General features: G+C 60.4%; 17 protein-coding genes. 10 read left to right on the top strand and 7 right to left on the bottom strand.

What is annotated here, in order from left to right:
- A complete protein-coding gene (pnp, locus tag SFU85_12110) occupies nt 1–2,142 on the top strand; it encodes a polyribonucleotide nucleotidyltransferase (protein MDX6767520.1) in 2,142 nt (713 codons plus the stop codon).
- A gap of 39 nt (nt 2,143–2,181) precedes the next feature.
- Nucleotides 2,182–2,655: a redoxin domain-containing protein gene (locus SFU85_12105; GenBank protein ID MDX6767519.1), complete on the top strand. Its 474-nt coding sequence runs from the start codon at nt 2,182–2,184 to the stop codon at nt 2,653–2,655.
- Nucleotides 2,656–2,972: 317 nt separating this feature from the next.
- On the opposite strand, the gene SFU85_12100 is transcribed toward SFU85_12105, so the two are convergent.
- Together SFU85_12100 and SFU85_12095 are read right to left on the bottom strand one after the other, a co-directional pair.
- The gene (locus tag SFU85_12100; protein ID MDX6767518.1) at nt 2,973–3,251 is read right to left on the bottom strand and encodes a hypothetical protein; all 279 of its coding nucleotides are present in this window, start codon (nt 3,249–3,251) and stop codon (nt 2,973–2,975) included.
- A gap of 388 nt (nt 3,252–3,639) precedes the next feature.
- On the bottom strand, nt 3,640–4,053 hold the full coding sequence (locus SFU85_12095) for a hypothetical protein (GenBank protein MDX6767517.1): 414 nt from the start codon (nt 4,051–4,053) through the stop codon (nt 3,640–3,642).
- Between the two features lie 298 nt (nt 4,054–4,351).
- Here SFU85_12095 and SFU85_12090 point away from each other — a divergent pair, with 298 nt between their 5' ends.
- The 3 genes from SFU85_12090 to SFU85_12080 all read left to right on the top strand — a co-directional run bounded on the left by SFU85_12090 (nt 4,352) and on the right by SFU85_12080 (nt 10,684).
- Complete coding sequence (locus tag SFU85_12090; protein ID MDX6767516.1) at nt 4,352–5,623, top strand: glycosyltransferase family 87 protein; 1,272 nt, start codon at nt 4,352–4,354, stop codon at nt 5,621–5,623.
- 75 nt (nt 5,624–5,698) lie between these two features.
- Complete coding sequence (acnA, locus tag SFU85_12085) at nt 5,699–8,809, top strand: aconitate hydratase AcnA (protein MDX6767515.1); 3,111 nt, start codon at nt 5,699–5,701, stop codon at nt 8,807–8,809.
- Nucleotides 8,810–9,073: 264 nt separating this feature from the next.
- Entirely contained in the window at nt 9,074–10,684 is a 1,611-nt protein-coding gene (locus SFU85_12080; GenBank protein MDX6767514.1) for an NAD-dependent malic enzyme, read from the top strand.
- Nucleotides 10,685–10,721: 37 nt separating this feature from the next.
- On the opposite strand, the gene SFU85_12075 is transcribed toward SFU85_12080, so the two are convergent.
- Nucleotides 10,722–11,273 carry a hypothetical protein gene (locus SFU85_12075; protein MDX6767513.1) on the bottom strand — a complete coding sequence of 184 codons (552 nt, stop codon included), beginning with the start codon at nt 11,271–11,273 and terminating at the stop codon, nt 10,722–10,724.
- Nucleotides 11,245–11,637 (bottom strand): hypothetical protein, encoded by a 393-nt coding sequence (locus tag SFU85_12070; GenBank protein ID MDX6767512.1) that lies wholly within the window; start codon nt 11,635–11,637, stop codon nt 11,245–11,247. The genes SFU85_12075 and SFU85_12070 overlap by 29 nt, the downstream gene beginning before the upstream one ends.
- 197 nt (nt 11,638–11,834) lie before the next feature.
- Here SFU85_12070 and SFU85_12065 point away from each other — a divergent pair, with 197 nt between their 5' ends.
- From SFU85_12065 to SFU85_12055, 3 genes are all read left to right on the top strand, one after another.
- The gene (locus SFU85_12065) at nt 11,835–12,794 is read left to right on the top strand and encodes an alpha/beta fold hydrolase (GenBank protein ID MDX6767511.1); all 960 of its coding nucleotides are present in this window, start codon (nt 11,835–11,837) and stop codon (nt 12,792–12,794) included.
- Nucleotides 12,795–12,861: 67 nt separating this feature from the next.
- Nucleotides 12,862–13,362: a DUF1844 domain-containing protein gene (locus SFU85_12060; protein MDX6767510.1), complete on the top strand. Its 501-nt coding sequence runs from the start codon at nt 12,862–12,864 to the stop codon at nt 13,360–13,362.
- 71 nt (nt 13,363–13,433) lie between these two features.
- Entirely contained in the window at nt 13,434–15,002 is a 1,569-nt protein-coding gene (locus tag SFU85_12055) for a hypothetical protein (GenBank protein MDX6767509.1), read from the top strand.
- Nucleotides 15,003–15,248: 246 nt separating this feature from the next.
- On the opposite strand, the gene serA is transcribed toward SFU85_12055, so the two are convergent.
- Nucleotides 15,249–16,847 carry a phosphoglycerate dehydrogenase gene (gene serA / locus SFU85_12050; protein MDX6767508.1) on the bottom strand — a complete coding sequence of 533 codons (1,599 nt, stop codon included), beginning with the start codon at nt 16,845–16,847 and terminating at the stop codon, nt 15,249–15,251.
- Between the two features lie 169 nt (nt 16,848–17,016).
- Between serA and SFU85_12045 the strand changes: the two genes are divergently transcribed.
- Nucleotides 17,017–17,655 (top strand): winged helix-turn-helix transcriptional regulator, encoded by a 639-nt coding sequence (locus SFU85_12045; GenBank protein ID MDX6767507.1) that lies wholly within the window; start codon nt 17,017–17,019, stop codon nt 17,653–17,655.
- A 175-nt stretch (nt 17,656–17,830) separates the two neighbouring features.
- Here the strand turns inward: SFU85_12045 and trxA are convergent, their stop codons facing one another.
- Nucleotides 17,831–18,157 (bottom strand): thioredoxin, encoded by a 327-nt coding sequence (trxA, locus tag SFU85_12040; GenBank protein MDX6767506.1) that lies wholly within the window; start codon nt 18,155–18,157, stop codon nt 17,831–17,833.
- 92 nt (nt 18,158–18,249) lie between these two features.
- Nucleotides 18,250–18,630: a hypothetical protein gene (locus SFU85_12035; protein ID MDX6767505.1), complete on the bottom strand. Its 381-nt coding sequence runs from the start codon at nt 18,628–18,630 to the stop codon at nt 18,250–18,252.
- Between SFU85_12035 and SFU85_12030 the strand changes: the two genes are divergently transcribed.
- Nucleotides 18,611–19,741 (top strand): hypothetical protein, encoded by a 1,131-nt coding sequence (locus SFU85_12030; protein ID MDX6767504.1) that lies wholly within the window; start codon nt 18,611–18,613, stop codon nt 19,739–19,741. The genes SFU85_12035 and SFU85_12030 overlap by 20 nt on opposite strands.
- The last annotated feature ends 38 nt before the right edge of the window (nt 19,742–19,779 follow it).

The following is a 19,779-nucleotide window of genomic DNA, read 5'->3' as shown; positions in this document are numbered from 1 at the left end:
ATGAGCACCCCCACCCAAATCACCGCCACTATCGGCGGCAAATCCATCACCTTCGAATCCGGCAAACTCGCCAAACTGGCCGACGGCGCCGTCACCGTCCGCTGTGGCGACACCATCGTCATCGTCACCGCCGTCTCCGCCACCAAGGTCAAGGACGGACAGGACTTCTTCCCCCTCACCGTCGAATACAAAGAAAAAGCCTCGGCCGTGGGACGTTTCCCCGGTGGCTATTTCAAGCGCGAAGGCCGACCCTCGGAAAAAGAAATCCTCACCTGCCGGATGACCGACCGTCCCCTGCGCCCGCTCTTCCCCAAGGGCTACTTCTACGATACCCAGATCATCACCCTGCTCCTCTCCGGTGACGGTCAGAACGACCCCGACATCCTCAGCATCAACGGCGCCTCCGCCGCGCTCTGTGTCTCGGACATCCCATTCAACGGCCCCATCGGTGCCGTCCGCATCGGCCGCGTCGACGGCAAGTTCGTCGTCAACCCCACCCACAAGGAAATGGAGTTCAGCGACCTCGACCTCGTCTACGCCGGCAACGAATCCGAACCCATCATGATCGAAGGCTCCGGCCTGGAAATCCCGGAAGCCGACTTCAAGTCCGCCATGGCCTTCGCCCAGGAACAGGTCGCGATCCTCGTCCAGGCCCAGCGCGAACTCGCCGCCAAGGTTGGCAAGCCCAAGCGCAACGCCCCCCTCATGCTCGTCAAAGACGACCTCCTGGAAATCGCCTACCAAGTCGCCGGTGACCGCATCGAAGCCGCCCTCTACCAACCGAGCAAGGTCGACCGTTACAAGTCGGTCGAAGCCCTGCGCGACGAGGTCAAGGCCGCCATCCTGGCCAAATACCCCACCGCCACCGGTTTCGAAATCAACCAGGCCTTCGACTACCTCCAGAAAAAAGCCGTCCGCGGCTCGATGCTGGACAAGAAGTCCCGCTGTGATGGCCGTTCCTTCAACCAGATCCGCAACCTCGCGGGCGAAGTCGGCCTCATCCCCGTGGTCCACGGGTCGTCCCTCTTCAGCCGCGGTGAAACCCAGGCCGTCTGCCTGACCACCCTCGCCCCGGCCGACGAAGCCCAGGAACTCGACGGTTACACCGGCGGGGAAAAGACCAAGCGCTTCATCCTCCACTACAACTTCCCCCCGTTCAGCGTCGGTGAAACCGGCCGCTTCGGCGGACAGAACCGCCGCGAAATCGGCCACGGCGCCCTGGCCGAGCGTTCCATCCTCCCGGTCATCCCGCCGGAATCGGAATTCCCCTACGCCATCCGTATCAGCTCGGAAGTGATGGAATCCAACGGATCCACCTCCATGGCCTCGGTCTGCGGCGGCGTCCTCTCGCTCATGGATGCGGGCGTCCCGCTCTCCGCCCCGGTCGCCGGCATCTCCGTCGGCCTGGTCTCGGAACGCGATGGTGACACCGGTCCGTTCAAGCGCTACGAACTGCTCGATGACATCCTCGGCTCCGAAGACCACTTCGGCGACATGGATTTCAAACTCTGCGGCACCAGCAAGGGCATCACGGGCTTCCAGCTCGACCTCAAGCTCGCGGGCGTTCCGTTGAGCATCCTCAACGAGGCCGTTGACCGCGCCACCACCAGCCGCGCCAAGATCCTGGAATTCATGAACAGCGTCATCGCCCAGCCCCGCACGGAACTGGCCGCCAACGCCCCGCGCATCGAAACCCTGCGCATCAACCCCGACAAGATCGGCATGCTCATCGGGCCCGGCGGCAAGAACGTCAAGGGCATCACCGCCGAAACCGGGGCCGAGGTCAACATCTCCGACGACGGCACCGTCCGCATCTACTGCTCCAACGCCGAGGGCATGGCCCGCGCCAAGGAACTGGTGGAAATGGTCGGCGCCGAAGTCACCGTCGGCAAGACTTACACCGGCAAGGTCGTCTCGATCAAGGAATTCGGCGCCTTTGTCGAAGTCCTCCCCGGCCAGGACGGCCTGGTCCACATCTCCGAACTTTCCGACACCCGGGTCAACAAGACCGAGGATGTGGTCAAGGTCGGCCAGGTCATCCAGGTCAAGTGCATCGGCGTCGACGACAAGGGCCGCGTCAAGCTCTCCCGCCGTGCCGTCCTCAAGGACCTCGCCACCCCCGGCGCCGTCCCGACTGCTTAATCACCAATCCCTTAATCCCCCAATCACAGGAGAATCCCCATGGCCATCACCGTAGGATCCAAAGCCCCCGACTTCAGCCTCAAGCGGAAAACCGCCGACGGCCTCGTCGACGTTAAGCTCAGCGACAACTTCGGCAAGAAGAACACCGTGCTGCTCTTCTTCCCCCTCGCCTTCACCGGCGTCTGCACCCAGGAAATGTGCGACATCACCCAGGGCATCGAGGCCTACAAGAGCCTCAATGCCGAAGTCTACGCCATCAGCGTCGACAGCCCGTTCGCACAGGAAGCCTGGGCCATCAAGGAAAAGATCACCATCCCGATCCTGAGCGACCTCAACAAGAAGGTGGCGGCGGATTACGGCGTCCTCTTGGGCGACCTCATCGGCCTTGGCAGCGTCAGCGCCCGTGCGGCCTTTGTCATCGGCACCGATGGCTCGGTCAAATACGCCGAGCAGTGCCCCACCCCCAAGGACCTGCCCAACTTCGAGGCCGTCAAAGCCGCTTTGAAGAGCTGATTCAGCACGAAGTCCGCGAAGCAAGCAAAGGTCTTCTTCGTTTCAAGGCCCGGTCCGCGCAAGCGTGCCGGGCCTTTTTGCGTTTAGGGCATTCTCTGTTTAGAACGTTTTGCGTATCATCTGCTCATCGTTTCCATACTCGTTCTCTTTCTCGTTCTCCCGGGGATGGAGAGAACGAGCACGAGAGCGAGTAAGAGAAACGATTGGGAAATGCCATTTAAACAGAAATGGCCTAGACCGGACACTTCAGTAGCACGGGCTTCCACCCCCTCACCTTTCGGCACTGTTTTAAAATGGGTTTCGGATTCTAGGCCGAATCAATCCCCGCATTGCTGACAGGCATATTCCGTTACCGAATCCCAGGAAGGCGCTATGCCCTCGGATGAGGCCCAGACAGCGAAGGCGGCGAGGTCTACTGGTATGCGATAGGGAGCATTGCCCATATCCTTCTCTCGCTGCTCTCTCTGGCGAATTCCGAAGTCCCAATCCTCAAAAGTAAGTGGAGGCTTAAGAAGTTCCGGTGGAATCATCGCCTGAAAGGCTTCGAATTGGGATTTTTCATCAAACCACGGAATGCAAACGCTACGGTCGGTCATCCCCAAACCCTACCCCAAGGAGCCAAATGAAGGCAGGTCTTAAATTGGGCCGAGAGAATTTGGATCCGAATCCAGAATCCGGTCAATCTGTAGGTGATAGTGGTCTTGAACCGATTCAAAATTTGGACAGGGTTCGATGGTGACTACCGAATACTCCCCCCAATCGTCCACTTTCAGACTGGTTGGACGAGATTGCAAGCTGCCAAGCTCTACAAAGGAGTCTGGCCAAAAGGTTGGGCGTCGAGTTAAAGCATGTCGAAACTTTGATAAGCCATTGGATAAAGAATGGCCTTTGTGATCCAGAAGAGTGGAACGTAAAAGTATGGGTTCCGACTCTTCGGGCATCCGTTCGTACTACTGACGAATAGATCCCTAGGTCAAAGGCAATTTAGTTTAGGATAAAGGATCTAAGCGCAAACCTCAAAAGAGCCAATGCACCCCAAATTAGACCCGCAACTAATGCAAATCCTAGAATAGCGCCGACAATAGTCAGAGGCCATTCAAAGAAAATCTTACTCATCCATTTCCATGTATTAGGAAAAGTCTCTTTGGCCCATAAAATGACAAATACAGAACAGAAGAGCGCAATACAGATCAACACCCAATGACCTTCTGGAGAAAAGACATATAAAAGCAGTCCTGAGAGGATTACAAATCCGACTATCAATATGAATCCATATGCGAATCCTAGTGCCAGTTTTTCCGACCAAGACAGCTTTCTTTTCGCCCACTCATCCTTCATTAACTGCTTAACTTCCCATTCGGTATATCCTCTTTCTTCTGGGGGTATTTCAGGAAACATATTATTTAGTCCCTTCCGATTCGGGTGTGGCATAAGCCATCAGAGGAGTAGGGTCAACTCTCAAATCAATGGTTGGATGGATTACGGAATAGGGGCATTGATGATTGAGAACTGACCCTAGAGTCTAAAGTTACGCCTCATCGATAAAGCGCCCAAAGTAATCCTCGAAGAAGCTCTTGCCCTCATCGATGCCTCGATGTTTTGATTTTACCGCCAGCGATCCCCATTTAATCATTTGCGAACACAGGAACTCGCCGAAAAATCAAACGTGGTCCCTCCAGCCCGTCCCGGGCATCCCATGAAATCCCTCCCGTCCATCTTTGCCGGCATCACATTATGCGGCTTGCTAGTGGTCAGTTTCTGGATCGACGTGGCCCATTTCTCTGCCGGCGGCTCGGTGGATCTGCGCAACCGCATCACCGGGGCCCGGTTGTTGGAACTCCACCGCGACCCCTATCACTACAAATGGAAGCTGCCGGATTCGCCCCTGTTGTGCGATGTGTTCAACACCCCCGCGCTGCCGGTCAGCAAGGTGACGGCCACTCCGGCCATGTTGCTCCTGCATTTCCCCCTGGCCGGGTTGCCCTACCGGACCGGTCAGGCCGTGTGGTTGATCGTGGCCTGGCTCCTCCTGCTCGGAACGGGAGTTTTATGGCTGCGGGTCATCCCTTCCGTCCGCCTGCGCTGGCTTTGGGCCGCCGCCTTGACCGGCTTCACCTACACCGTGGCGTGGAGGCTCCACGCCGACCGTGGACAGGTTTATGTCCTCGTCTTGTTTTTGCTGGCTTGTTGGTTCTTGTTGACGCGGCAGGACGGACGCGTCCGCGGCTTTTGCGGGGGCCTGGTCGCCGGACTGCTCATGACCCTGCGCCCCCCTCTGCTGCTCCTGTTTGCGCCCTTTATGGCCCTCCGCTGCCGCGGACAAATCCCCGGGGCGGTCATCGGTGCATCGCTGGGCATCGGCCTGCCCATGCTTTGGAGTGCCTCCTGTTGGCTGCAATACCACGAGGCCATGCAAACCTGGTCCGAGCTTTACCGCATGGGAACCAGCAACCCCCGCATTTCTCCCCAGCAATACCCGGCGATGATTGAGGGTATGCCGCTGGATTTGTATGCCCGTTTCTCGCGCATCCCCTTTGCCGATTCGTCCGTTTTCGCGTTTTTCAAATCACTGGGATGGCACCAGCTCTCCTCTCTGCCCGTGGCCATGATACTGGTCGCGCTGATTTTCACGTGGTTCTGGCTTTCCCGTTCCCGGCCCCTGCCCACCCTGCTTCTGGGAATGGCCGCCTGGTCTTTTCTGATCGATTTTTTCCTGCCCGCCTACCGCAACATCTACAACGATGTCCTCATCCTGAATATCCTCGCGCTCGCCCTCGCCGTCCGTGCCCAGGATCGTTATCCCCGCCTTGTCTGGTTGCTCCTGGCCTCCTGCCCGCTGGGCTGGTTTGTCATGGCCACCATCCCGCGTTCGGGCTGGATCATCCAATGGCCCACCTTGGCCATGGTCGCGGCCTCGGGGTGGATCTTGCTGCAAGCAGCGTTTGACCGCACCAAGTCGGCCACCTAGTCCGACAAGTAGGGCGCCCTGCCTCCATAGCCTTTCCTCTGGAAATCCGGCACACGCATTGCTACTTTCCCCTCCATGGCCACCGCCTCCCACCCCTTCCCTTCCACCCAAAAATCCTTCACCTCCAGCGGCAAATCATACGCCTATTACTCCCTCCCGGAACTCGGGAAAACCCTCGGCGTCGATGTCTCCCGCCTCCCGGTTTCCATCCGCATCGTCCTCGAATCCGTGCTGCGCAACTGCGATGGCGCCCGCGTCGCCGCCCGTGACGTCGAAACCCTCGCCCGCTACAACGCCAAGCACCCCGCCCCCGAAGAAATCCCCTTCGTCGTCGCCCGCATCGTCCTCCAGGATTTCACCGGTGTTCCCCTGCTGGTCGACCTCGCCGCCATGCGCTCCGCCGTGGCCAAGCTCGGGAAAAACCCCAAGATCATCGAGCCCCTCGTTCCCGTCGACCTCGTCGTCGACCACTCCGTCCAGGTGGATTACGTCGGTGCCGGTCCGGCCTTCGATCTCAACCTGAAATTGGAATTCGAGCGCAACCGCGAGCGCTATCAATTCCTCAAATGGGGCATGCAGGCCTTCGACACCTTCAAGGTCGTCCCCCCCGGCATCGGCATCGTGCACCAGGTCAACTTGGAATACCTCGCCAAAGGCGTGTTGACGCAAAAATGCGAAATGGGGAATGCGAAAGTCGAAATGGTCTACCCCGACACCCTCGTCGGCACCGACTCCCATACCACCATGATCAACGGCTTGGGTATCGTGGGCTGGGGCGTGGGTGGGATCGAAGCAGAAGCCGGCATGCTCGGCCAACCGGTCTACTTCCTCACCCCGGAAGTCGTCGGGGTCCACCTCACCGGTTCGCTCCAGGAAGGCGTCACCGCCACCGACCTCGTCCTGCGCGTCACGGAAATGCTCCGCAAGGCCAAAGTCGTGGGCAAGTTTGTCGAATTCTACGGACCCGGCGCCATCGCCCTCCCCGTCACCGATCGCGCCACCATCGCCAACATGGCCCCCGAATACGGCGCCACCATGGGTTTCTTCCCCATCGATGAAGAAACCATCAAATACATGGCCTTCACCGGTCGTTCAGAAGCCCAATGCGCCCTCTTCGCCGACTACTACCAGGCCCAGTCGCTTTTCGGCATCCCCAGCAAGGGCGAGGTCGACTACACCATCGACCTCGAACTCGACCTGTCCACCGTCGTGGCCGCCGTGGCCGGTCCCAAGCGACCCCAGGACCGCATCGATCTGCCCCGCGTGGCCGACAAGTTCACCGAACTCTTCTCCACCCCCAAGGACCAGGGCGGATTCGGCAAGAAGCCCGAGGAAATCACTTTCGAGGCCCCGGTGGAGAATTCCTACACCAGCCAGACCCTCGAAGCCGCCGGCTTCACCGCCACGGACCTCCTGGTCTCGCAAACCACCATCGGCCACGGATCGGTCCTCATCGCCGCCATCACGTCCTGCACCAACACCTCCAACCCCTCGGTCATGCTGGCCGCCGGTCTGCTGGCCAAAAAAGCCATCCAAAAGGGCATGGTGGTCGATCCCAAGGTCAAATGCTCGCTAGCCCCGGGTTCACGTGTGGTTTCCGACTACCTCCAAAAAGCCAACCTCCAGACGTACCTCGACCAGCTGGGCTTCAACCTCGTCGGGTACGGTTGCACCACCTGCATCGGCAATTCCGGTCCCCTCGCCCCCGCCATCGAAGAAGCCATCGTCCAACACGACCTCGTTGCCGCCAGCGTCCTGTCTGGCAACCGCAACTTCGAGGCCCGCGTCCACGGCAACATCAAGGCCAACTTCCTCATGTCGCCCCCCCTCGTCGTCGCCTTCGCCCTCGCCGGCACGGTCAACATCGACCTGACTTCCGAACCGCTGGGCAAGGACCGTGACGGTCTCGATGTCTACCTGCGCGACCTCTGGCCCACCCTCCAAGAAGTACAAGACATCATGGCCGTGGCCTTGAAACCCGAGGTCTTCCAAAAGCTCTACACGGATTTCGAAAAACAAAACCCCGCCTGGAATGAAATCCCCTCTTCCGTGGGCGAACTCTACGATTGGGACCGCCGGAGCACCTATATCCAGGAACCCCCGTTCTTTGAAAACTTCGGCATGGCCCCCGGATCCATCGCCGAGATCAAGAACGCCCGCCCGCTCGGCATTTTCGGCGATTCCGTCACCACCGACCACATTTCGCCCGCCGGCAGCTTCAAGAAAGAAACCCCGGCCGGCCGCTACCTCCTCGAACAGGGTGTCCAACCCGTGGACTTCAACTCCTACGGCTCCCGCCGCGGCAACGACCGCATCATGACCCGCGGCACCTTCGCCAATGTCCGCATCAAAAACCTCATGGTGCCCGGTGTCGAGGGCGGGGTGACGAAGTGCTTCCTCACCGAGGACGGAGAAACCCTTTCGATTTACGACGCGGCCATGAAATACAAGGCCGCCGGGGTTCCCTTGATTGTTATTGGAGGTAAGGAATACGGCACCGGTTCGTCCCGCGACTGGGCCGCCAAGGGCACCAACCTGCTCGGCGTCAAGGTCGTGGTCGCCGAAACCTTCGAGCGCATCCACCGCTCGAACCTCGTCGGCATGGGCGTGCTGCCCCTTTGCTTCAAGGAGGGCACGTCCGCGGCCACCCTCGGCCTTGATGGAACGGAAACCTATTCCATCGGTGGTCTGGGAGAAGACGTCCAGCCACGCCAGGACCTGACCCTGGAAATCACCCGCGCCAACGGCTCCGTCGACCATGTGCCCGTCACCTGCCGCATCGACACCCCCATCGAGGTTGAATACTACCGCCACGGCGGCATCCTTCCCTACGTCCTCCGTCAAATCGTCGCCGCCGCCAAGTCCTCGCCCTCGCCCTTATCCAAGAAACCGACGACCGGCAAAAAAACGGAGGCAAAGAAGAAAGCCCCGAAGAAATCAGACAAGGCAAAAACAGGCAAGGCCAAGAAGGCCGGCAAGCCGTCAAAAGGGTCCGCAAAAGCCCAAAAGAAAGCGGGCAAACTTCTCAAGAAAGCGGCCAAGAAATCCCGCAAATTGGCCAAGAAGGTCCGGAAGAAAAAAGCCAAGGCTGAGAATAAACTCAAGAAGCAGGCCAAATCGCGTTCGCTGAAAAAGAAAGCGGTCAAGAAGACGGCAAAGAAAACCGCGAAGAAACGCCGGAAGTGAAAGTGACCAGAGCCGCAACCAGGCGGCCCGGTTGAGCAGCCAGCAATGAGCGGGGATGGGAATCCCCCTCGCTAGACCGGCGTGCCCCATGGCCCCGGCTCCGACATCCGCATAAGCAACCCTCCGGCTGCTCCGTCCTTGGCTACTATCCCCAAGAATGGGTATTTGGGCCTTTCTTTCAGCCCTGTTATTAGTATAGTTAATTTCATGAGCCATCTTCCATTAGGTTTATCACCCTTGGGTGGATTGGATTACCCCCGAGGCATGGACTTGCTGCGCGATTCCCTCCTCAACAAGGGCACGGCTTACTCCGAAGAGGAACGCGACGCCCTCGGGTTGCGAGGCCTCCTGCCCCCGCGCATTTTCCCGATGGAGCAGCAAGTGACCCGGGCTTATGGAAATTTTTCCCGAAAGACCGACCCGCTGGAAAAATACATCTTCCTCACCCTGCTCCAGCAGCGCAATGAAACCCTCTTCTACCGCCTCCTCCTCACCCATCTGGAGGAAATGATGCCGATCATTTACACACCCACCGTGGGTCAGGCCTGCCTCGAGTACGGCTCGATCTTCCGGCGGCCCCGCGGACTCTGGATCACGATCAAGGACCGGGGACGCATCGCCGAAATCCTCCGCCACTGGCCCCACCAAGGCGCGCGCATGATTGTCGTCACCGACGGCCAGCGCATCCTCGGACTCGGCGACCTCGGGGCGCTTGGCATGGGCATTCCCATTGGCAAGCTCGCCCTCTACACCGCTTGTGGCGGCCTCCATCCCTACTATTGCCTTCCCATCACCCTCGATGTCGGAACCGACAACGAATCCCTCCTCAGGGACCAGATGTACATCGGGCTGGGCCAGCCCCGGGTCACCGGGCCGGAATACGAAGCCTTCCTCGACGAATTCATTGAAGCGACCCAGAACGTCTTCCCGGGCTGCGTGGTCCAATTCGAGGATTTCGGCAACCACCACGCCTTCGAACTTCTCCACCGTTGGCGCGATCGCATTTGCACCTTCAACGACGACATCCAGGGCACGGCCGCCGTGGCCCTCGGTGGCCTCATCGGTGCCGCACGCCTGCGCGGACGCCGGCTGGCCGAGGAAAAAATCCTCTTCTTCGGTGCTGGCGAAGCAGGAACCGGAATCGCCGAACTCTTCGTCGCCGCCCTGCGGGATGAAGGCATCTCCGAAGCCGAGGCCCGGGCCAAGTGCTGGTTCATCGACTCCCAAGGACTGGTCGTCGCCGGCCGCCCCGGCAAGCTGGCGGCGCACAAAGCCGCCTTCGCCCACGACCATCCCTTCCTCCCCGGACTGGAAGAAGCGGTGGACGTCCTCAAACCCACGGCCCTGATCGGGGTGGCGGGCACCGGACGGGCCTTCACGCAAAAAATCGTCCAACGCATGGCCGAACTGAACGAGGCCCCGGTCATCTTCGCCCTCTCCAACCCGACCTCGAAGGCGGAGTGCACCGCCGAGGAAGCCTATTATTGGACCGACGGACGGGCGGTTTTTGCCAGCGGCAGTCCTTTTGCCCCGGTTGAGCAGGGTGGTCGCACCTTCCACCCCGGCCAGGGCAACAACGTGTACATCTTCCCAGGTCTGGGCTTCGGTGCCCTGGCATCTGGATCCACCCGCATCACCGACGCCATGTTCCTGGCCGCCGCACACACCCTGGCCGAATGCGTCGGTCCCGAAGACCTGGCCCTCGGCCGGGTCTATCCTTCCTTTGAGCGCATCCGCGAAGTCTCGCTCAAGATCGCGGTGGCCACCGCCCGCCAGGCCTGGGACGGCGGCCTGGCCCGCATGCCCCGGCCGGATGACCTGGAAGCCGACCTCCGCGCCCGCATGTTCGAGCCCGACTACCTGGAATACGCCTGAGACCAGGCACCCCTCCAATTATATACTTATTGTTTTGTTAGATTCCAGCCTTGCGACGGGTCATCTCCCTCCGCAACACACCGGCGTATACCCACCGCCAACCGCTCTGTCTCGTCTGGAGAAAATGCGATCTACCCAAGTCCCAGGATTCCATAATCGAACGGGATAAAGCCGGATGGGGCGGGTTGGAAGTTCCGGAACTGGGATAAACGGTGATTTCGCCCCCGTACAATTCCCTGCCATTCCACAAGAAATCATACCTGGCATAGTCCATCCCAGAACTCAAATCCCGCGTAAAGTTCAAGGCAAGCCGGTAAGCGTCAAAGAATCCCTCAAACTCCACCAAGCCCGGCACCGAACAGCCGTCCGGGGCATTGAAACCGCAGATTTTGTTGCCTTCCAAATCGAGATAGGCAATCCACTGGCTGGCGGTCTTGCAATTTCCCATCACCGTGCCGAATGCCAGTCGTCCGTCACAGGCCCGGATGTTGAAATCAAGAAGATCGCAACCCGTTCCCTTCACCGAAGCCTCGACAAAAAAGCCGCGGTTCCACCCGGGATTAGGCCCACTCGCCCATCTCCTGCCCATGGATGGATCGCAGCCACCGCTGGGTCCGCATTTTCAAGTCCGGACGATCGAACTTCCCATGGCGGATGTGTTGGTTGAAATTCCACCCATGGCTCGCTTTGACAAAGACATCCCCCGCCAGCAAAGCATCCGGGATTTGATCCGAATCCGTGCCGATCCACAAAGTTTCCGGCAAAGCCAGCCCGGAACAGCGCTCTCGGATAAACGCCTTGGTGGCAAGTTTGTCGCAGAAAACGATGAATCTCGGGTTGCGATCCAGAATTTTCCGCCAAAGCATTTTCTCCGCGTAATCCACCGGATAGCCCAAACGGGGACGGCCACCGGACCCTTTGCGGAACAGCTCCACCAACGACTTCCGCTTCACTTGGAGCATTCTGTCGGCGAAAAATAGAATCAACCGGTCCCAAAGCCTGAACATCCCTCCCACTCTGCCCAAGGGCCAAATCCCGTCACGTCGACAGTTTCCGACAACCCACGCCATGTCCAACTTCCTGCTGCATTGGTAAATTCTCTGGATTTCCGCTCGCCGTGCGATACGTTCCGCTTTTTGAAAGGAATCCCATGCCCCTGATCGACTTCCCCCTGGAAAAACTCCGCACCTACACCGGGATCAACCCACGGCCCGCCGATTTCGACGCCTACTGGGACTCGTCCCTGGCAGAGATGGAAGCGGTCAACCCCGGTCTCGAACTACGCCCCGCCGCCTTCCAAGCCCCCTTTGCCGAGTGTTTCGACCTTTACTTCACCGGTGTCGGCGGGAGTCGGGTCCACGCCAAATACCTCCGGCCCAAAAACACCCCCGGCCGCCATGCCGCCCTCCTGCAATTCCATGGCTACAGTGGCAACAGCGGCGACTGGCAGGACAAACTCGCCTATGTGGCGGCCGGGTTTTCCGTCGCCGCGCTCGACTGCCGCGGCCAGGGCGGACTCAGCGAAGGCACCGAGCCGGTCAAAGGCACCAACTTCAAGGGGCAGTTCGTCCGCGGGTTGGACGACGAACCCAAGAATCTTTACTTCCGCAACATCTTCCTGGATACCGCACAACTGGCCAAGATCGTCGGCGGCTTGCCTGAGGTTGACCCCCAGCGACTGGGGGCCTTCGGCGGCTCCCAAGGCGGGGCGTTGACTTTGGCCTGCGCGGCCCTGGCCCCGCAGATCAAACGCGCCGCGCCGGTTTATCCGTTTTTGAGCGATTACCAACGGGTCTGGGAAATGGACCAGGCGGTGGCCGCCTACGAAGAATTGCGGACCTACTTCCGCCAATTCGATCCCTTGCACCTCCGGGAAAAAGAGATTTTCACCCGTCTTGGCTACATCGACATCCAGCATCTGGCACCCCGCATCAAAGCGGAGGTTCTGATGGCCACGGGCCTGATGGACACCATCTGCCCACCCTCCACCCAGTTCGCCGCCTACAACAAAATCACCTCGAAAAAGAATGTCACCATCTACCCCGACTTCGGCCACGAGAACCTGCCCGGATTCGCAGACGCCACCTTTTCCTTTTTCCAGGGACTGTGAGGCGTAGGAGCATGTCCGGGGCAAATCCCTGATTGCACCCCTGAATGGGGGGAGTAAATTGGAAATTATGTCCACGTCACCCGCCCCCGATCCGGTCAAAGAACGCGAGATGGCGCAAAAGTTCGTCCAGCTCGTGATGATGCAGGCCCAGAACACCCTATACGTCCTCGGCAAAATCGCCTCTCCCGACGGTCGCGCCATGCCTCCCGACCTCGGCTCGGCCAAGATGTTCATCGACCAGTTGGAAGTGCTGGAATACAAAACCCGTGGCAACCTGATCCCACAGGAGGAAAAAATCCTCAAAGAAGCGCTGACCCAGGTCCGCCTGGCCTTTGTTGAAGCTTCCGGTGGCACCCCTCCCGGCATGATGCCCGACCGCGCACCCGCCTATGATTTAGGTCCGGAAGAAGACGAAGAAATGCCCGAACCGGAAGCTCCAGCCCCGGCTCAGTCCCAGTCCAAATCCACCCCGGCAGCTGCAGCCCAAACCCCGATCTCCCCCGACGCCAAGATCCAGCCCTCCACGCCCGAAGAGAACAAGAAGAAGTTCTCCAAGAGTTACGGTTAGGACCGTATTCCACGGCACCCGCCGGACAGATGGCATTTCGTGTGACGGCCGACACCCGCCAAGCAACCCGGATGGAACGCCTGTGCGCATGGCTTCGACTGCGCCCGTGGCTGGCTCCTGCCGCGTTTGTTCTGTTGGTGCTGGCCATCCGTTTCAAGTATCTCCGCCAGATGGCCCTCGACGGCCTGCCCTATCTGGCCGATGCCGACTGTTATACCCGCATGGAACGGGTACGGCATCTGCTGGCTGACGGGTGCCTCTTCCGTGCTTCCCATCCCTGGGAAAACGCCCCGGTCGGCATCACCACGCACGCCACCGCCCTGCTGGACCTGCTCATCGCCACCCCGGCCTTGATCTTCCTTCATGTTTCTCCCCAGGCCCTGGACTGGACCGGCTGGACCCTCCCCCCACTTCTGGCCGCCACCGCCGGATGGGCGCTCTGGCGACTGACCGCCTCTCCCGTGATGGCCCTCGGCTGGACCCGCTGGCCCATCCTCCTGACCTTCGCCCTTCATCCCTTGACGGTCTGGGCCAATTCGGTCGGACGCCCCGACCACCAAGCCCTCGTCGTTCCCCTCTTGGCAGTGGCCCTGGTTCTGGAAATCCTCCGCTCCCGCGATCCCCATCCTGCCTGGCCCTGGGTGGCCGGGGCTTGCTGGGGCACCGCTCTTTGGGTCTCGCTCTACGAACCCCTGCTCCTCTTCATCCCCACGTTTGTGCTCGTGGCCTCGATCCAACGACGCGCATTCGGGGCCTGGCTGGGCGCGACGGCGCTCGTGGCCCTCCCAGCCTGGTTCCTGGAAGGCTGGCGCTGGTCGAACCCGGTTCCGCTCTGGCAAGACCCCCACCTGTCCCACTGGCTGGCCATGATCGGTGAATTGAAATCCCCGCCCCCATGGCAGTGGCTGTCACTCTTGGCCATCCTTCCGGCCTTGGGCTGGGGAACATGGAGTCGATGGGTTGCCCGGAGATACCCCTCAGGCCAGGATGGGTGGCCATTCGACCGGCTTTACCCGTGGGTCATCACCCTCGTCCTCGCCGGTCTTTCCCTCTGGCAACAACGCTGGATGGCACTGTTGCCCTTTCCGCTGGCATGGGCGGCCTTTTCCCTCCTGCGGGACATCCGATCCACCCCCTGGCATGTCGGCCTGATCACCCTGCACCTGTTGCCCATGGTGGCTTGGACGTTGTGGGAATTACCACAGATCCAACCTCCGAAGGAAGCTGCGCAAATGCGGCAACTGGCTGGAAAAATCGGCGCAACCGGGAATCTGCTCGGACCATGGTGGCTGTCCCCGGCCCTGCTCCACTTTTCCGGACGACCGGTTGTCGCCAGCTCCTCGCACCAAAGTCTGGCCGGCAACCTCGACAGCGCCCGGTTCTTCACCACCAAGGATTTCACCGAAGCCGATGCCATCCTGCAACGCCGCCGGGTGGAATGGATCGCGGTCTACCGTCCCGAGCGGACCTTCGCCAACGCACGCCAGCTCCTCGAGGGGCCGAAGGCCGACCTCACCATCGACGAAAAGGATTTCTACCGCTACGTCATCCTCCGTCTCTGGGATGTGAAAATGATCCCCCCACGCTACCGCCTGGCCTTTGCCTCACCCGACTGGCGTCTCTACCACTACCAGCCCTGATCCCGGGTTCATTCTCCCGTTCTCTGGGCGGAAAAAAGAGACCGCTATCGAGTAACACCAAATCCATTTGAATGAGCGACAAAGTGCCCTACGGGAGGGCGAAGCTCTCGCTGAGCAGTACTTGGGAAAAAGACATCAAACCGGCTCGGCGGGAACCTCGCCCTCCCGTTGATCCTATCGCCCAGTCAGTTAGATTGGGTTTCAGAACCTACCGTATAACCACCTGCGATCCGCGGGTGGCGGAATTCAGAGCTGGACGATGTGGACCGAGGTGATGTCTCCGTCCTTGCGGATCTCGGCCAGGACTTCCTTGCCCGGCATGGAATCGAGGCTCAAGACGCTGAGGGCGGAGGACCCGGGGGCGGAACGTCCGAGGGACATGCTGGCGATGTTCACCTTGTGCTTGCCCAGCAGCGTTCCGACCCAGCCGACGATGCCAGGCCGGTCGCGGTTCTCCAGGATCAACAACACTCCCTCGGGGCGGGCTTCAAGGTTCTGCCCGTTCAGACGGACGATGCGCGGGGCATTGCCGAAATAACTGCCTCCCACTTCGACCGTTCTTCCATCGCCGGTCTTGGCCACCACGGTGATGAGTTCGGTGTATTCCACCTCATCGCTCAATTTGTACTCGGCGAACTTGAGGCCGAGATTTTCGGCGTGGTGGAGCACGTTGACCTCATTGACATCCGAACCGATGGCGTGGGTCAGGAAGCCCTTCAGGGCGGCGCGGCTGACCGAGGAAGTGTCGTGGTCCTTGATCTTGCCCGCATAACTGACCGAGAGGGACTCGCAACGGGTGCCGGCCAACTGGCCGGCGATCAGCCCAAGCTTGGCTCCCAGGTCAAGATAGGGACGGAGGGTCGACATCGTCTTGGCATCGACATTGGGCATGTTGACCGCGTTGCGGACCGAGCCGGTCAGAAGCAATTCACGGATGGACTCGGCGATTTCAATGCCGACGCTTTCCTGGGCCTCGGCGGTGGAGGCACCAAGGTGCGGCGTCATGATGACCTGGGGCAGCGTGCGGAGCGGATGGTCGGAGGGAAGGGGCTCGACTTCGAATACGTCCAAGGCGGCTCCGGCGACCTGGCCCGAGCGGATTCCTTCCACCAGGTCGAGTTCGTCGACCAAGCCGCCGCGGGCGCAATTGACGATGCGGACGCCTTTCTTGCACTTGGGCAGGGATTCCTTGTTGAGAATGCCCTTGGTCTCCGGAGTCATGGGCATATGCAGGGTGAGGAAGTCGCAATGGGGGAGCATGTCGGCGAGCTTGTCGTGGAGTTCGACCTGGAGACTGCGGGCCTTGGCCTGGGCCAGGTAGGGATCATAGGCCAGCACACGCATGCCGAAGGCGATGGCGCGGCGGGCCACCTCGGTGCCAATGCGGCCCATGCCGATGATGCCGAGGACTTTGTTATTGATCTCGACGCCTTGGAAGCTTTTGCGGTCCCACTCGCCCGCGCGCACCGAGGCGTTGGCCTGGGGGATATGGCGGGCCAGGGCCATGAGCATGGAGAAGCTGTGTTCCGCGGTGGAAACCGTGTTGCCCCCCGGGGTGTTCATCACCACCACGCCGCGGCGGGTGGCCGCGGGAACATCGACGTTGTCGACACCCACACCCGCGCGGCCGACGACTTTGAGCCGCGGTGAGGCCTCCAAGGCCTTGGCGGTGACCTTGGTCTGGCTGCGCACCACCAGGGCATCGAAATCGGGCAGTTTTGCCACCAATTCGTCTTCCTTAAGACTCTTGGATTCAACAACCTCGATACTGGGCACGGAAGACAAAACCGAGACACCGGTGAAGGAAACACCATCCAAAACAAGGACGCGGAAGAGAGCGGGCATAAGAGGGGAATCTATGGGCTGGCTCAGTGATCTCAACCCCTTTTTATGACCGAATTCTTATTATACGACCTGCGTAAAAAGTCTTGCATTGGGTCGCTCGGAACTTAGCCTTACGCATGAGCGTTTTAGACACACAAATGTCAAAAATCCTCACCATGTCATTCGATCTATGAAGGGGAAATTTCTCAAGAAAGTGGCCAAAAATCCGAAGCTGATCATCCTGACGGAGATCAAGCGGAGCCAGGGGCTTTCGGTTTCGGAATTGTGCGACCGCATCGGCCTCTCCTACATGGGGGTCAAGCAACATTGCATCGCTTTGGAAAAAGAAGGCTACCTCGATACCTGGCGGCGGCCGAAGGGAATGGGCCGTCCGGAAAAAGCCTACCGCCTGACCGATACCGCGCAGGAGTTTTTCCCGAGCGAATTCAGCAATTTCACCACCAGCATCCTTGATTCGCTCCAAGAGGTCTACGGCCCCAACGCCCCGGAGAAAATCCTCTTCAACATCTACCAACACGAAGGCACCAAACTGTCCGCCGCGGTCAATGGAACCAGCCTGGAAGAAAAAGCCCGAGCCCTGGCCGCACTGCGGGACGACCGCGGCTACATGAGCGAGTATTATTTCGACCGCGAATCCGGAAAGCACCAGATCGTGGAATTCAATTCACCCATCCTGGCCTGTGCCGAGCGTTTCCCGATTCTGCGCGAATTGGAACGCACGATGTTCGAGCGGGTGCTGGGTGCCACTGTGCAGCGTCGTGAAGAGCGGATTTCCGGCCTCTTCAAGTGTGTGTTCGAGTTGAGTTGAGCGCACATCCCCGCTCGCATCCCCCTCCTCTTCCACTCTTCCCCTGTTCAAGTGCGGAATACTTGAAGACTGCCGCCCATCAAACGGGGCGGAAGTTATCCGGAAGGAACGAGGAATGAGCCTTCGTCAATAGGAACAGCACGAGGCAGAGTCCTGCCCGGTTCTTCAGATCAGATCAGGCGAGGCCGAGTTTCTGTTCGAGGGCGGCCTTGGAGGTCATGCCAACAACCTGCTCTTTGATCTGGCCACCTTGAAAGATGATCAGGGTGGGGATGGCGCGGATGTTGTAACGGGCGGCAATGTCGTTGTTTTTGTCGACATCCACCTTGCCGATCGTGACCTTGCCCGGATTGGCATCGGCGATCTGGTCCAACAAGGGGGCGATCATCTTGCAGGGGCCGCACCATTCCGCCCAGAAATCCACCAGGACGGTTCCTTTGTTATCCAGCACTTGGGACTGGAAGTTGGCACCATTGAGTTCGACGACATTTGCGCTGGCCATGATGAAATAGGATGGTGGACGATCAACAAAATGCAACCCCCATCCCGAAAAAAAGCGGAATGGGGGTGTGCTGGACCGCTATTGGAACACGCTTAGAGGATGTCCAGGAAACCCAGGAGGGTGACAACTGCGGAAATCATGGCAATCAGCATCGCAACCAAGGCCAAGGCCGGGAAACCTTCGGAGGAAGCGGCCAGAGGGGCGGGAGCCATGGCCCGAGGCGCGGGGGCTGGTGCGGACGCTTGATTGGGTGCCGCAGCGGCCATCTGGGGTGCCGGACGGTTGGCGGCTGGCGTGGCCATCGGGGCTTGGGGACGCGGGGCGCCTACCCCAGGGGCTCCAGGCAGGCCGGACACTTTCGGTGCCCCGGCAGGTGCCGGCATGTTGATCACGCTGGTCTTGGCTTTGACATCATCCGGCGAGGATTTGAGGGAGCTGGCCGGAAGAGGCAGCTTGCCTGATCCAGGCGCCATCCCGGAAAGCGGGGGCTTCGCCGGAGCGACCGGCGCGGGCGGAACTCCGGGGGCACCGGGGGCTTTGGGAAGTCCCGCTGCGGGCGGCATCGGAGGCCGGGGCGCGGCAGGAGCCGCCACTGGCGGCGCTTTGGGCATAGGCGCTGCGGGGGCGGCCGGCGCGGAAGGAAGTGAGGCAACCGGCGCGGGAGGAGCCATCGGTTTCGGCGGTAAGCCCGCCGCAGGCGCAGAGGGAACCACGGCAGTCGGCAACGGATTCGTCGGCACCAAGGAGGGGGCACCTTTGGGCTGCTGCGAAATCACGGGCGCGGGTGTGGGTGCGGCGGGTGCGGAAAGTTTCGGTTTCGGAATGGCCTCGGTGGGTGCTTCGGCAAAAGTCTGTTGGTTGTTTTGCACTTTTGGGCTGCTAGGCGCAGGGGGAATCGGACCGGGCGCGGGAGGACGGGGCGCCAGGGCAGGCGCAGAAGCTGCAGGAGCAGGCGCAAGGGGTGCAGGCACGGGCGCAGGCCTGGGGGCAGGCGCCGGCTGGGCCACCGGCGGCTCGGATCCCAAGGGACGGGTCACCGAAAGCATGGTTTTGGCCGAAGGAGCCTGGGTCAACATTTTCGAAGTCGGCGGCTTGATGGCCGAGGGGGCCATGATGGGCGCGGCGGCGGTGGCCGAACGCTGGGGCAGCGCACTGGCTGCGGTGGCTCCGGGCTTCGGAGGCAGCGAGATCCGCATGGTCTCTTTTTTGATCTTACCCTGGGTCATCTTCAGGGCCGGATTCGGAATCGGCGCGGTGGGCGCTGAAGGAATCATCGTCTTAGGCGGCGTGGCCGATGCTGGCGCCGCAGGTGGCATCGCCGGAAGCGATACCGTCGTGGGCGATGCCGCCATGGGCGGACGGGCCACGGGTTGGGCTGCTGCCGCACCCAAGCCGCTGCTGATGGCAATCGTTTGCTTCGGCAACGACATGCCGGCTGGAATCTCCGGCTTCTGCGTGATCCTCTTGGGGGGGGCCACAGGCAGTTTGGCACCCGCTGGTAAATTGGGCTTGGGAGGGGGAGGAGGAGGAACAGCCATACTATGTCCATCATGCCTGCGGCCTAAAGGTCGTCAATCTTTTTAAGGACTTTGCGTAAAAAACGATGGAACCACTTGCCTTGG

This window comes from Candidatus Methylacidiphilales bacterium (genome assembly GCA_033875315.1).
Classification (GTDB): Bacteria; Verrucomicrobiota; Verrucomicrobiia; order Methylacidiphilales; family CAZTYG01; genus JANRJG01.
The sequence above is the reverse complement of the archived record's forward strand: the minus strand, read 5'-3'. Positions and strand labels throughout refer to the sequence as shown.

Excerpts from the sequence above, each read along its gene's own strand:
- SFU85_12075 (MDX6767513.1), bottom strand. The coding sequence starts at position 11,273 with ATGGGCAGGAGATGGGCGAGTGGGCCTAATCCCGGGTGGAACCGCGGC.
- SFU85_12065 (MDX6767511.1), top strand. The coding sequence starts at position 11,835 with ATGCCCCTGATCGACTTCCCCCTGGAAAAACTCCGCACCTACACCGGG.
- SFU85_12035 (MDX6767505.1), bottom strand. The coding sequence starts at position 18,630 with ATGGCGCCTGGATCAGGCAAGCTGCCTCTTCCGGCCAGCTCCCTCAAA.
- SFU85_12080 (MDX6767514.1), top strand. The coding sequence starts at position 9,074 with ATGGACTTGCTGCGCGATTCCCTCCTCAACAAGGGCACGGCTTACTCC.
- acnA (MDX6767515.1), top strand. The coding sequence starts at position 5,699 with ATGGCCACCGCCTCCCACCCCTTCCCTTCCACCCAAAAATCCTTCACC.
- serA (MDX6767508.1), bottom strand. The coding sequence starts at position 16,847 with ATGCCCGCTCTCTTCCGCGTCCTTGTTTTGGATGGTGTTTCCTTCACC.
- pnp (MDX6767520.1), top strand. The coding sequence starts at position 1 with ATGAGCACCCCCACCCAAATCACCGCCACTATCGGCGGCAAATCCATC.
- SFU85_12105 (MDX6767519.1), top strand. The coding sequence starts at position 2,182 with ATGGCCATCACCGTAGGATCCAAAGCCCCCGACTTCAGCCTCAAGCGG.
- SFU85_12095 (MDX6767517.1), bottom strand. The coding sequence starts at position 4,053 with ATGTTTCCTGAAATACCCCCAGAAGAAAGAGGATATACCGAATGGGAA.
- trxA (MDX6767506.1), bottom strand. The coding sequence starts at position 18,157 with ATGGCCAGCGCAAATGTCGTCGAACTCAATGGTGCCAACTTCCAGTCC.
- SFU85_12045 (MDX6767507.1), top strand. The coding sequence starts at position 17,017 with ATGAAGGGGAAATTTCTCAAGAAAGTGGCCAAAAATCCGAAGCTGATC.
- SFU85_12055 (MDX6767509.1), top strand. The coding sequence starts at position 13,434 with ATGGAACGCCTGTGCGCATGGCTTCGACTGCGCCCGTGGCTGGCTCCT.
- SFU85_12100 (MDX6767518.1), bottom strand. The coding sequence starts at position 3,251 with ATGACCGACCGTAGCGTTTGCATTCCGTGGTTTGATGAAAAATCCCAA.
- SFU85_12090 (MDX6767516.1), top strand. The coding sequence starts at position 4,352 with ATGAAATCCCTCCCGTCCATCTTTGCCGGCATCACATTATGCGGCTTG.
- SFU85_12060 (MDX6767510.1), top strand. The coding sequence starts at position 12,862 with ATGTCCACGTCACCCGCCCCCGATCCGGTCAAAGAACGCGAGATGGCG.